Raw genomic sequence first — 13,114 nt, forward strand, 5'->3', positions numbered from 1 at the left:
CTCCCGTTTTGACAGCACTTAATCGCGCCCGGTTAAAACTGTGCCCTTATTTGCTCGGTACCCTCGCAGGCGGCATAGGCATTGCAACGTATAAAAGGTTGCCGGCAGATCGGTTCAGCAAAGGAGAACCCAAATGAAAAGTAAACTGATAACCCTTATCGTACTGGCCGCGTTTCTCAGCGCCTGTGCCCCCCATCAGGCACTCATTCAATCCGAACCGCCAGGAGCAATTGTCACCATTGATGGCAAGCAGATCGGCGAAACACCGATCCGTTATGATTACGCTCTGAGCACTGGCAGTCAGCACCAGGTTAATATCGCCCAGCAAGGCTATGAGCCGGTCGATTTAACTATCAAGGCTGACAAAACTGATTCCGGCGCGATGAAGCGCTGGTTGATGGCTGGAGTCGTCTGGAGCCCGCTGTGGCTTGGAACCTTCTTCACCAAAAAGCTCAAAGAAAGCTATCTGTTCGTTATGAAACGCAATAACCCGCAGATGACAGCGAAGTTGGAAAAAAAGCAATAATTCTTCGCTGCACTCTGTAAGATTCGCCGGCAAAAAGAAGGCCAGCCCGATAGGGACTGGCCTTCACCTTTTTACACCGAGCAAAATCTCATCTTGCGTGCTATTCAATCGGGCACTTACTTAATCAATCAACACCACATCACGAATCAGGCTACGATTGACCAGATAGGCATGCTCTCCGGAGAAGAGCGGGAAAAACTCGTTGCCACCGTTAATGTAATCGGTTAAGCGGGCGGAATGCGCCGGCAGATCCATCTTCACCGTTCCCTGCAAAACCTCGCCGCCGGGAAAACTTATTTTCACCTGCCGCTCGACATATTCCAGCCCTTCTTCCAAAACCACGGCACAGCGGATATGTCCAATCATCCCCTTGCGAACCAAATGAAACTCACCGCTGGACGCCTTTGCCGGTAAAAAGGGATCGTCTTCCAACAGCAGATCGAGAACGTGCTGCTCGCCGGAATGATACATGGCGTACTGCGCGAGAAATACCGTCGCTTCTAAAACCAGCCCATCGGCCATAAACAAACCGACCTGTTCCGGTCGTTTTTCCACCCGTAAATCGTTTGCCATAGATGTGACTCCCAGCACCCGCAAAAGAAATTAAAGACAACTAAAGAATCATAGCAGCAACCTTCGGCGTAAACAAGTCCAGACTCTTCTCCTTGGCAATCGGTCCCTGGTCGACTATGCTTAGTTCTGTCGTCACCAAGTGCCGACATCAAAAACATTGACGGAGCGAAAAGATGACTAAAAAGTGCCCCAGTTGCAGCGAACCACTCAAGGGTGATTATTGGTGCAGCCACTGCAAAACCGTTTTTAAATGCCCGATTCCAGGTTGCGAAGCAACTATTCACAAGCCGGGAAGCAGCGAATGTCCCCGCTGTGGTCTGTTTTTTGAAGATTATCTGAGTAATCGAAAAATGTATCGGCGCTGCCCGAAATGTAAAAAGAAGCAAGGCCTCTCGGAGCAGCAGTGCCGCTTCTGCCGCCACTGGTTTAACTGCCCAACCTGCGGTGATAAAATTTCGACTAACACCGTTCTTACCTGTGCCCGTTGCGGCACCTCGCTGCGTTAAACTGACAACGTGCTGCGCCGTCTAAATATGGCGGCGCAGTTACATTTTGATAGTTTTCACTCGATTTCTGGACTTCCCCGTTACCATCTGCTAACCTCTTGAAAACGTTCAATTCTTTTCCTCTTTTTCGGGGGATCCATGTTGACCTTGGCACTGGTCATTCTCTGGTCGCTATCGCTGTTTTCTGCCGGGCACGCCCTGTTGACCAAGCGTGATCCACGCGCGGCGCTCGGCTGGATCGTCACCTGCTTGGCCCTACCGGGCTTGGGAGCCCTGTTTTATTGGCTATTCGGGGTTAATCGGATTCGGACCCGAGCGCGTGAACTGCAGAAGCAGGGGCAGGGCATGCACTGGCTGAACGTCGATGTTCCACCGAGCAGCAACGATGTCCAGGAGTTTCCCAGCAGTGCCACCAGCCAGGGACTGATCAATCTCTCCGATGCCGTCACCCGCCGACCGCTGATCTGCGGTAACGCAATCAAGGTGCTCTACAACGGGGAGCAGGCCTACCCAGCCATGCTCGAAGCGATCCGCACAGCCAAACAGACCGTACTTCTGAGCAGCTACATTTTCAAAGCCGATCGCACCGGAAAACTGTTCGTCAAGGAACTGACCGCCGCAACGGAGCGCGGGGTTGATGTTCGGGTGATGATTGACGCCTTCGGCCAATATTACGCCCTCGCCAAAATTCGCAACCTGCTCAAACAAAGCAAAATCGAGCTGGCCACTTTCATGCCGCCGAGCCTGGCACGCAGCTTCTATCTCAACATGCGCAACCACCGTAAACTGCTAGTGGTCGACAACTCTATCGGTTTTACCGGTGGAATGAACATCTGTGACAAACATCTGGCGATGATCAAAAATAATTCCCGCCGCGCCATCGATATCCATTTCCGCTTCGAAGGTCCGATCTGCAATCAGCTGCGTGACGCTTTTTTGGAAGACTGGCACTTTGCCACCAATGAACAGCGCCAGGAACGCGACTGGCCAATACCACCGATCGTCGGAACCGCCTGCTGCCGCGGGATCAGCGCCGGGCCCAATGAACCACACGAAAAGCTCAACTGGATTTTGATCGGTGCACTGGCTTGCGCCAAATCACACATTAGAATCATGACCCCATACTTTATCCCGACCCGGGCACAGTTGGCGGCCATCAACGCCGCCTCCCTGCGCGGCGTCAAGGTCGAGATCCTGCTGCCGGAGCAGAATAACCTGCCCTATATGGCCTGGGCGACCAACGCTTATCTTTTTGAACTGCTTGAGCATAATGTCCGCATCTACCACCAGCCACCGCCATTCGTGCACAGCAAGCTGCTGCTGATTGATGAGGAATACGCGCTGGTCGGCTCAGCCAACATCGACCCGCGCAGCCTGCGGCTCAACTTTGAGTTCAATGTCGAGATTTTTGCTGATGACATTGTTTCTGAACTGGCTGGCCATTTCGATCAAAGTCGCGAACAGTCGCGGGAAATCAGTCTCCACGAAATGGACCATCGCTCCCTGCCATTACGGCTACGCGACTCCTTCTGCAAGCTCTTCTCCCCCTACCTGTAACGCAACAGATAAAAAAAGCAGGGCCGCTTTGCACAACCCTGCTTTTCTAACAATGACTATTGGTCGGCAGTCTTCTTCGACTGCCCCTTCTTGCTTCCGTCACGCGGAAGCTCGCAACTGCCTGACAGTCAGGTCTGGACTCCCAAACGGGGCAGAACCCACTTGTTAACGATGTACCAGACGGCGACAATGCCGATAAGATAAAGAAAATCCATATGGCCTCCCTTAATTGAGCACTTTATTCGGATATAAGAATAGACCTATTCTGAGATTAAGGCAAGTGAATCTCGACAGCAAGTCCGCCCGCATCCCGATTTTTCGCTTTGATCGTACCGCCATGCAACTTGACTGCACGCTCGGCAATCGCCAGACCGATACCGGTCCCGCCGCTTTGTCGATCACGGGCATCAGCCACGCGATAAAAAGGCTCAAACAGCTTATCCAGCGCTTCTTCCGGCACCCCGGGTCCTTGATCCAAAATTCGAATGTCGATTCCCTGCTCAGCGGTCAATTCGACGGCCACCGAACTGTTATCATCGGTATATTTAACGGCATTACGAATCACGTTCTCCAGCGCCCGCGCCAGCAACTCCTCCGAACCGGTCATAAGCAGTGGTCCATTACCGACTAAAGCCACCTGACAATCACGATTTTTAGCTTCATAATTGGCGTCAGCAACCAAATGGATTAACAATTCAGCCAGGTCAAATTCCTGCCGCGGCAGCTCGTTGGCGCCACTTTCCAGCCGGGTCAGGCTGAGCAGTTGACCGATCATTTCATTCATCCGCTCCGCTTCCAGCTCAATCCGTTGCAGTGCTTTTTGCCGAACTTCAGGGTTGCCTTCCTGGCGCGCCAGTTCCAGCGCCACCCCCAGTCGGGCCAGCGGCGAACGCAGCTCATGGGAGATATCGCGCAATAGCCGCTGCTGGGCGCCGACCAGATCTTCGATCCGCTCCGCCATATGGTCAAAATCGCGCGCCAGGCCGCCAATTTCATTCTTCCCTCTGACCTGGTCACCGACTCGGATCGACAGATCTCCGCTGGCAAACTGCCGGGTTGCCTGACGCAAACGACCGATCGGCGCGGCAAAGGAGCGGGCCAACCAATAGCAAACCACCGCAGAGACGCCCAATAGGACCAGCAACCGCCAACCGAGCAGGCCGTGGCTCAAGCCCTTGACAATATGGCGGGGCGGCGGCTTTTGCGGCAAACCAATAGCAACAATATAGGTCTGTCCCGATTCACTTTCAAGCTTACTGGCCAGCAAGTTGCGTTCTCCCCTCATCGGAAAAACCACTTCGCCGGTTTCCAGGGCCCTTCTGGCCATGCGCAACATCCGTCGCTGCACCCGCTGCTTGTTGGTCAGCGGTCGTCCGTCGCGGTTGAACAGCACGATCCGGCTGCCGACTTCCGCAAACAGTTGATCGGAGTAGTGGTCAAGAGCTGTAATCCCCTCTTTTTCATAAACCCGGATTGCGCCACGACCGTATTCGGCCAACGCTTGACGAGCAAAATGCTGGCTGGCAAGCGGTGGGAATTCCTGATCGCGCAGATAGGTCAGGGTGATGCCGATGGTGACAATCAGAACATTAATCAGCAGAAAACTGAGGAAGAACTTGAAGAACAGGCTACGCATCAGGAATTGCTTTCCGACAGGGTGTAGAGATAACCAACGCCACGGATGGTTTTGATCCGTTCCGCAGCGCCGTGTTGGTGGCCAAGCTTTTTGCGCAGCGCACTGACATGCACATCGATACTGCGATCGTAGGCTGACAGACGCCGACCGAGGGTCTTTTCAACCAGCTCCTCGCGACTGATCACCTCGCCGGCCCGACCAAGCAGGATTTCGAGCAGCGAGAATTCGACCGAGGTCAACTCAACCAGCTCACCGCCCTGTTTGACACTGCGATTCGCCGGACAAAGGACAATATCGCCAACCTGCAGTCCGCCTGCTTTCTGCTGGGAGGCGGAAACATTTACACTCGCCTCACTACGCCGCTGAATCGCCCGGATCCGGGCCACAAGTTCACGCGGATTGAACGGCTTCGGCAGATAATCATCGGCACCCAATTCCAGACCGACGATCCGGTCGATATCATCGCCCCGGGCGGTCAGCATAATCACCGGCACCTTGCTTTGTTCACGGATCTTGCGCAGCACGTCAAAACCGTTTAGACCCGGCAGCATAACATCGAGGACAATCAACGAGTATTCCTCGGCCAGCGCCTGCTGAGCGCCCTGATCACCCCGATTGACCGATTGCACAACAAAATCTTCCGCGCTCAGGTAATCGGTCAATAATTCACAGAGTTCGATATCGTCATCGATGACCAAAATTCGATTCATAGCAGTTCTCCTCTAGGGGCCATCATAACCGAAAGCAATTGTGCCTGTTGTAAAGATTTTTAAAGATTGCCACTGCCCCGGTTTACAAAACTTAAGATAAATAGCATCAGACTTAACACGCAAATCAGCAGGTAGAGCGTATCCTCGCCACAGATTCAAACGACTGTTTCAACGCGAGGTAAAAATGATATTTTCTCAGCAAAAACTGCCCCTGCTGCTGTTACTGGCACTGTTGAGCCTGACCGGCTGCAGTCCGTTCAGCTCCAAGCTGCAACCGGCAGAGTTAACCCAACTGCCCCAAAGCTACTCCCTGTACGGGGAAACGGCAGCCATTCCAGAACAGTGGTGGCAAAGCTTTGCCGCAGGCGATTTGAACCGTCTGATTGACGAAGCCCTGAGCGACAACCTGTCCCTGCGCCAAGCCTGGGCACGACTGAAACAAGCGCAATCGCTGAGCCGACAGAGCAGTAGCGAACGCTATCCTGACTTGAGCCTCAGCGCCGATCGCTCCAGCAGCCAACAACGCAGTGGCGGTCAGAGCAGCGATTTCGAGAACAACGCCATCGGCCTGAGCAGCAACTATGAGCTCGATCTTTGGGGTCGGGTCGCCGCAAATATCAACAGCCAACAGCAGCAACAGCAAGCCACGCGGGAAGACTTGAATGCTGCCGCCACCAGTTTGGCGGCCGAGATCAGCGACCGCTGGCTACAGCTGCTCGGGCAACGCCAACAGCAAGAGCTGCTCTCTGAGCAGCTGCAAACAGCGCAAAGCTACCTTGACCTGATAGAACTACGCTTTCGCAAGGCACAGGCGACCGCTCTCGACCTGTTGCAACAAAAAGAGGCGCTGGCCGCGCTACGCACCCGGCTGCCAGCGCTGGAAGCCGAAGAACAACGGCTGCGCCATGAGCTGGCGGTGCTACTGGGGAACAATCCACAACAAGCGCTGCAGCTGACCGATTATGAACTGCCGCAGCTTACCCCCCTGCCAGCGTTGGGGCTGCCGGCTGAACTGTTGCAGCAACGCCCTGATATTCGCGCCGCCGGTCTGCGGCTGCAAGCAGCAGACTGGCAATTGGCCGCCGCCAAAGCCGAGCGTTTGCCGGCCCTGCGCTTGACGGCAACTGCCAGCAGCGATGCGACAAACATTTCCGACCTGTTCGACAATTGGTTGCTCAATCTGGCCAGCAATCTGACCGCTCCACTGCTTGACGGTGGTCAGCGTTCGGCAGAAGTCGAGCGGCATAAAGCGCTGATCAGTGAACAGCTGGCCGCTTACCAGCAGACCGTACTGACCGCCATCCGCGAAGTGGAAGATGCACTGATCAGCGAGCAGAAACTGCTTGAACAACAAACGGCCATCCAGACTCAGCTCGACCTTGCGGAACAGGCGCTGCGGACCGCCAAAAACCGCTACCAAAAAGGTCTCAACGATTACCTGCCGGTCCTGACCGAACTGAAAAACGTCGAACAACTGCAACAGGACTTACTCAATCAACAGCTCAACTTACTGACCAACCGGGTCGCCCTGCATCGGGCGCTCGGTGGCAGTTGGACCGAGCAACTGCAAGCGCAACAACTTGAGGTACAATTATGAACCGAGCTGAGCCAGCAACAGAAAACTCCGTGATCACTAAAAACGGCCGCAAATCGACCCTGCTGACGCTGTTGGCAATTCTCCTGATTCTGGCCACCGCCATCGCGGCCGGTGCCTATTTAATCAAGAGCACCCCCAAGGCCAATCGGCAAAAGCCGCTCAAGTTGGCACCGCTGGTGACTACCAAACCGATCGAGAGTCAGCTGCAACAGGTTCGGATCAGCGCCATGGGGACCGTCATTCCGGCCAGTGAATTGAATTTAAGAAGCGAAGTCAGCGGCCGGATCATTGCCATCAATAAAGGCTTTGCCCTCGGTGGCCGGGTCAACAGTGGCGATCAACTGCTGATGCTGGAACCCGCCGATTACCAGTTGGCGGTAGCGCAGGCGCAGAGCACCGTCGCCACCGCCGCCTACGCCCTGGCGATCGAAGAAGGTAATCAGGAGATTGCCCGTCAGGAATGGCAACTGTACGACGGCAAAGAGACGGCCAGTGACCAGGACCGTAATCTGGCCCTGCGCATGCCACACCTGCTCAAAGCTCAAGCCGAGCTCCATGCCGCCCAGGCTGGACAAGCGCAAGCGGAGATCAACCTGAAACGGACCGTCATTTACGCCTCCTTTAATGCAAATATCGTCAGAAAATCGGCTGAACCGGGCGGCTACCTGACCGCCCAGGATAGCATCGCCACCCTGGTCAGCACCGATCACTACTGGGTGCAGGTCTCGATTCCGGTTGATCGATTAGTCTGGCTAGATATTCCACAACAGCAGGGCGAGCAGGGCTCAATGGTGGAGATTACCACCAGCGGCGGCAAACGAAAGCTCGGCAGCGTCGATAAACTGCTGGCCGATCTGGAGGAAAATGGCCGCATGGCCCGCCTGCTGGTTAAGGTGAATGATCCCCTCGACCTCAACAATCCGGCGGAACAACGGCAACCGCTACTGCTCGGCGAATATGTACGGGTCGAAATCGATGGTCAACTGCTCTCCGATGTCATCAGCATTCCTCGCTCGGCGCTGCATGATGGCAATAACGTCTGGTTAGCCGATAACCAGCAGCGCTTGCAGGTCACCGCCGCCGAGGTTGTCTGGCGCGACAGTGAAACCGTTTATCTAAAAAACAACCTCCCCGCCGCTGGGCAACTGGTTCTCAGCAATCTGAGCACGGCCGCTGATGGCATGCAACTGCGCGTCGAAGAACCGCGCCTGGCATTACAAGAGCAGGCGCAACCGCAGGAGATCAGCCATGACTGAGCAGAGCAACACCACGAAAGGTCCCATTGCCTGGATGGCCGGAAACTCAGTCGCTTCCAACCTGCTGATGGTTCTGCTCCTGATCGGCGGTCTGTTTTTCATGACCCAGATCAAACAAGAGGTTTTCCCGGAGTTCGATAACGATCAGGTCTCGGTCAGCGTAGCCTACAGTGGCGCGAGTCCTGCCGAGGTCGAGCAGGGGATCATCCTCGCTATCGAAGAAGCGGTCCTAGGCCTGGATGGGGTTGATGAGGTCAGCTCCAGTGCCAACGAAGGGCGTGGAACAGTCAACGTCTCCCTGCTGACGGGTGGTGATCTACAGAAGTTGGGACAGGATGTGCAGAACGAGGTCGACCGCATCACCACCTTCCCGGAAGAGGCCGAACAGCCGCAGGTCGAGATCGTCAGCCGCAAGCGGGATGTTCTCTCGTTGGTTCTGTACGGCGACCAAAGCGAACAGGTTTTATACGGCCTGGCCGATGATTTTCGCACCACCCTGTTACAGAATCCGGCTATCACCCAGGTGGAACTGGCCGGTACCCGGCCGCTGGAAATTTCCATCGAAATTCCAGAGGAAAAACTGCGGGCTTACAATTTAACCCTCGAGCAGGTTGCCCAGACCTTAAGTGCCGGGGCGATCGAACTTCCCGGCGGCGGGATTAAAACCAGTGGGGGCGAAATTCTGCTGCGGATGCAGGAACGCCGCGATTACGGCAACGATTTCGCCAAGCTGCCGGTGCTGACCGCTAACAACGGCAGCCAACTGCTGCTGGAAGATATCGCCGTCATCAAAGACGGTTTCGAGGAGACCGACCGCTATGCCGAATACAACGGCAAGCGGGCGATGATGCTGGATATTTATCGGGTCGGTGAACAGACCCCGATCGAGGTTGCCGATGCCGCTCTGGCGGAAATGGAACTATTGCAGCAACAATTGCCACCAGGGGTAGAAGTGGCCGCGCTGAACGACCAGTCGGAAGTTTTCCGCCAGCGGCTCGACCTGCTGCTCAATAACGCCTACCTCGGCCTCGCCCTGGTGCTGGTGCTGCTCGGTCTGTTCCTCGAAACGCGGCTCGCCTTCTGGGTCACCATGGGCATTCCGATCTCGTTTCTCGGTGCCTTTCTGGTTCTGCCATTGCTCGGGGTGAGCATCAATATGATCTCGATGTTTGCCTTTATCATCGCGCTGGGGATTGTCGTCGATGATGCCATTGTCGTCGGCGAGAACGTCTATAAGTTTCGCCAGCAGGGGCTGTCACCGCTTAAGGCAGCGATTGCCGGAGCGCGAGAAGTGGCAATGCCGGTCACTTTCAGCATTTTGACCAACGTGGTCGCCTTTATGCCACTCTATTTCGTGCCCGGCACCATGGGCAAAGTTTTCCAGGTGATTCCGATCGTTGTCATTACCGTTTTCCTGGTTTCACTACTCGAGTCGCTGTTTGTGCTACCGGCCCACCTGGCCCACCTGAAACAAAATCGGCGCGGCGGCATTCTGGGGGCGCTACATCTTTTTCAGCAGCGTTTCAGTACCGGCGTCAGCCGCTGGATCAAGCAGCGCTACGCACCTTTTTTACAGCTGCTGCTGCGCAACCGCTACTTGACCCTGGCAGTCGCTTCTGCAGTGTTGATCCTGACCGTCTCGCTGGTGCTCAGCGGCAGGATGGGGATGACCCTGTTCCCGCGCGTTGAGTCCGATTTTGCCAAGGTGACCGTCGAACTCCCGTACGGCTCGGCGATTGAACAGACCGAAATGGTCCGCGATCGCTTGCTGGCCAGCGCCGCACAGGTGGCGGAGCAGTCTGGCGAGCAACAACTGGTGATCGGCACTTTTGCCGATCTCGGCAAAGCGGTGAACGGACTCTCCGGCAGTCACACCCTGGACATCAAGGTTTATCTGGTCGATCCGCAGCAGCGGGCCATCTCGACCGAACAATTCACCAATCTGTGGCGCCAGTCCGCGGGTGAAATCAGCGGTCTCGAATCGTTGATGTTTCAGTCCGACTCCGGTGGCCCCGGCTCCGGCAAAGCGCTCACCGTAGAATTGAGTCACACCAATCTCGCAACCTTGGAGCGCGCTGGGCAGGATTTGGCAGAAGTGATCGCCAGCTACGCGATGACCAAAGATATCGATGATGGCTTTGCGCCGGGCAAACAGCAGCTCGACTTCAGCATGCGCCCGGAGGGTTTGAGCCTCGGCTTGAGCGCCCAAGATGTCGCCCGTCAGGTGCGTAACGCTTATGACGGCACCGAAGTTCTGCGTCAACAGCGTGGCCGCAATGAAGTGACCGTGACGGTACGGCGCCCGAAAAGTGAACGGATCTCCGAATACAACCTCGAAGAGATGATTCTGCGCAACGCCAGCGGTATTGAAATTCCGCTGCGCGAGGCGGTCGATGTTGAACGCGGCCGGGCCTACACCAGCATCGATCGCCGCGACGGGCGACGGGTCATCAGTGTCAGTGCTGATGTTAGTCCGGCGGAACAGGCCGGACAAATCCGCAGCGCTCTGCAAGCGGAAGCCCTTCCTCAGTTGGCCGACCGCTATCCCGGTCTCGCTTTTAGCTTCGAAGGCAAACAGGCCGATATGGCGGAGAGCATGTCGAGCCTATTTCTCGGCCTGGGGCTGGCGATGTTACTGATCTACGGCCTGCTGGCGATCCCTTTTCGCAGCTATCTGCAACCGGCGATCATCATCACCAGTATCCCCTTCGGTATTGTCGGCGCGGTGCTCGGTCATCTGCTACTCGGTTACAGTCTGAGTGTCATGAGTATGTTCGGCGTAGTGGCGCTCTCCGGGGTGGTGGTCAACGATTCGCTGGTGCTGATCGACTTTGCCAACCGGCAGCGGAAAAATGGCGCTTCGCCAGTTGCTGCCGTAGTCGAAGCGGGTGTTTTACGCTTCCGGCCGATCCTGCTGACCACCTTGACGACCTTTTGCGGGCTGATGCCGATGATCTTCGAAACCTCACGTCAGGCGCGTTTTCTGATCCCGATGGCGATCTCGCTGGCCTTCGGCATCCTCTTCGCCACCCTGATCGCGCTGCTGCTGGTGCCCTGCCTGTATCTGATCGTCGAGGATCTGCGCCAATGGCTAAAGAGAACAGCAACAATGCAGACAACCGAACAACCATTTGCGCCAGAGCTCAGCACACAGAAAGCACTGCGACAAGACTGAGAATGCAGAAGTTTTTTTTGCTGTTAAAATTAAGTTTGTCAACCGAAGGGCGAGCACTGCGTTACGGACAGTATAGAGGTGCAATAAGACTCAATTAAATGATCTTTTATAGAGTCCCGACAAGTGCAACCGGGGAGGGTTGATAAACATGTTAAATATCTGCGAGACGGAAAAAGCGGATCAGGTTGGCGGAAATCGACTGGTGATCAGCGGCGATCCGCGCGAAAACTGGTATATCGGCTGGTCGCCAACCAATGAAAAGCTTTCCGCCGAAGGCTCCTGGGAGGAATGGGTGCAACTGGCCGAAGCCATTCTAAACGAAGACCAGAAACGCCGGCCGGGACTGTCAAAACAGAAAATAACCGTCACTAAAGGTTTTTAACCACCAACGCCCCGCGACAACGGGGCGTTTCTCATCAAAAGCCCCCCCGCCTTACTCTGCAACACAGAACAAAAACATCAAGTCAACGCTGCGGATAAGGATTGCGCGGGTCGGCTTTAAGGCGCATATCGAGGGTTTCCATCAACTCCGCGGCAGCGTCTTTAGGCGACAACACGAGCAGCTTACGCTGTAATTCATGCAACCCACCGGGAATATCGCTGGTTAAATAGGTAAAGGCTTCGGCCGGATCCTGATACTGCAGGCGCAACAACTCCTGTGCGGTCCGCCGATGAGTCGGTGTGACGCCATTGACCAGCCCCCAGAGCATCAACTGGAATGCCGGCAAGCTGTCGGTGGCAACATTCTCGCCCGCCTCCTTGAGTTTGAGAGCGGCGATCTGATTGAGGGGCAGTAAACGCCAACGTTCAAAGGGGTTTTCCGGCAACATCGCTTTTCTCCTTTTTTTGATCCTACAGTTTACAAAACTTTACACAAGCCGCACAGCTCTTAACCCACTCTTTAGATTCTTTTCTCTATAGTTGAATCATCGAAAAGCAACACAGAGATGCAACTCACGACAGATAAAAGGAGAAATGCCATGAAAAAACAAATCATTATTCCGGCCCTCTTGATTGGAGCCCTGGTCACCGGCGGCGCAACTTTGGCGACAGCGAAATCCTGGGGTGATGGCCCCGGCAACTGTGGCGGTAAAAAGCAGGCGATGTCCGCTGAGCAGCATGAAGAACGGATGGAACACCGCCTCGATATGATGAGTGAAGTGCTCGACCTGAGCGACGACCAGCAGCAGCAGATCGAAGCCTTGTATCAGACGCAGTACGAGCAGAACTCGGCCACGCGTGAGCAGATGCGCGCCGGGCAACAGGAGTTGCGAGACAAAATGCGTGCTGACGATTTCAACGAAGCAGAATTTCGTAGCCTGGCAGAAAAACAGGCCCAGCTGAAAACTGACCGGATGGTCGAGAAGGCCAAAATCAAGCAACAGATTTTCGCCATTCTGACCCCCGAACAACAGGAAAAAGCCAACAAACTGATGTCGCTGCGCGGAGAAGGTAAAGGTCGTCACGGAGGCCGGCACGGCGGACAAGGTTTTAATTTCTAAAACACAGAAAGCTCAGTCGTCATTTAAAAAAGCGAGCCCTCAAAATGAGAGGCTCGCTTTTTTAGCTTACTAACCA

General features: G+C 55.1%; 12 protein-coding genes. 8 read left to right on the forward strand and 4 right to left on the reverse strand.

All coding sequences use genetic code 11. The features are described 5' to 3' along the window. The first annotated feature begins 133 nt into the window (after positions 1-133). Entirely contained in the window at positions 134-526 is a 393-nt protein-coding gene (locus ACZ5PT_RS04610) for a PEGA domain-containing protein (protein WP_464265635.1), read from the forward strand. Between the two features lie 120 nt (positions 527-646). Here the strand turns inward: ACZ5PT_RS04610 and ACZ5PT_RS04615 are convergent, their stop codons facing one another. Further along, positions 647-1,099: a hypothetical protein gene (locus ACZ5PT_RS04615; protein WP_464265636.1), complete on the reverse strand. Its 453-nt coding sequence runs from the start codon at positions 1,097-1,099 to the stop codon at positions 647-649. 173 nt (positions 1,100-1,272) lie between these two features. Here ACZ5PT_RS04615 and ACZ5PT_RS04620 point away from each other — a divergent pair, with 173 nt between their 5' ends. Both ACZ5PT_RS04620 and cls read left to right on the forward strand, forming a co-directional pair. Further along, positions 1,273-1,605 carry a hypothetical protein gene (locus ACZ5PT_RS04620; RefSeq protein ID WP_464265637.1) on the forward strand — a complete coding sequence of 111 codons (333 nt, stop codon included), beginning with the start codon at positions 1,273-1,275 and terminating at the stop codon, positions 1,603-1,605. A 138-nt stretch (positions 1,606-1,743) separates the two neighbouring features. Beyond that, a complete protein-coding gene (gene cls / locus ACZ5PT_RS04625; RefSeq protein WP_464265638.1) occupies positions 1,744-3,162 on the forward strand; it encodes a cardiolipin synthase in 1,419 nt (472 codons plus the stop codon). A 271-nt stretch (positions 3,163-3,433) separates the two neighbouring features. Here cls and ACZ5PT_RS04630 read toward each other — a convergent pair whose 3' ends face one another. Further along, positions 3,434-4,798, reverse strand: a complete 1,365-nt coding sequence (locus tag ACZ5PT_RS04630) for an ATP-binding protein (RefSeq protein ID WP_464265639.1) — start codon at positions 4,796-4,798, stop codon at positions 3,434-3,436. Further along, complete coding sequence (locus tag ACZ5PT_RS04635; RefSeq protein ID WP_464265640.1) at positions 4,798-5,508, reverse strand: response regulator transcription factor; 711 nt, start codon at positions 5,506-5,508, stop codon at positions 4,798-4,800. The genes ACZ5PT_RS04630 and ACZ5PT_RS04635 overlap by 1 nt, the downstream gene beginning before the upstream one ends. A 184-nt stretch (positions 5,509-5,692) precedes the next feature. Between ACZ5PT_RS04635 and ACZ5PT_RS04640 the strand changes: the two genes are divergently transcribed. The 4 genes from ACZ5PT_RS04640 to ACZ5PT_RS04655 all read left to right on the forward strand — a co-directional run bounded on the left by ACZ5PT_RS04640 (position 5,693) and on the right by ACZ5PT_RS04655 (position 11,918). Continuing rightward, the gene (locus ACZ5PT_RS04640) at positions 5,693-7,105 is read left to right on the forward strand and encodes an efflux transporter outer membrane subunit (RefSeq protein ID WP_464265641.1); all 1,413 of its coding nucleotides are present in this window, start codon (positions 5,693-5,695) and stop codon (positions 7,103-7,105) included. Continuing rightward, on the forward strand, positions 7,102-8,361 hold the full coding sequence (locus ACZ5PT_RS04645; RefSeq protein ID WP_464265642.1) for an efflux RND transporter periplasmic adaptor subunit: 1,260 nt from the start codon (positions 7,102-7,104) through the stop codon (positions 8,359-8,361). Before ACZ5PT_RS04640 ends, ACZ5PT_RS04645 begins: the two co-directional genes overlap by 4 nt. Next, complete coding sequence (locus ACZ5PT_RS04650; RefSeq protein WP_464265643.1) at positions 8,354-11,536, forward strand: efflux RND transporter permease subunit; 3,183 nt, start codon at positions 8,354-8,356, stop codon at positions 11,534-11,536. The genes ACZ5PT_RS04645 and ACZ5PT_RS04650 overlap by 8 nt, the downstream gene beginning before the upstream one ends. 148 nt (positions 11,537-11,684) lie before the next feature. Further along, positions 11,685-11,918 (forward strand): hypothetical protein, encoded by a 234-nt coding sequence (locus tag ACZ5PT_RS04655; RefSeq protein WP_464265644.1) that lies wholly within the window; start codon positions 11,685-11,687, stop codon positions 11,916-11,918. Between the two features lie 82 nt (positions 11,919-12,000). Here the strand turns inward: ACZ5PT_RS04655 and ACZ5PT_RS04660 are convergent, their stop codons facing one another. After that, positions 12,001-12,366 (reverse strand): hypothetical protein, encoded by a 366-nt coding sequence (locus ACZ5PT_RS04660; protein WP_464265645.1) that lies wholly within the window; start codon positions 12,364-12,366, stop codon positions 12,001-12,003. Positions 12,367-12,516: 150 nt separating this feature from the next. Between ACZ5PT_RS04660 and ACZ5PT_RS04665 the strand changes: the two genes are divergently transcribed. Then, entirely contained in the window at positions 12,517-13,038 is a 522-nt protein-coding gene (locus ACZ5PT_RS04665) for a Spy/CpxP family protein refolding chaperone (protein ID WP_464265646.1), read from the forward strand. The last annotated feature ends 76 nt before the right edge of the window (positions 13,039-13,114 follow it).

Source organism: Desulfuromusa ferrireducens (assembly GCF_055389805.1).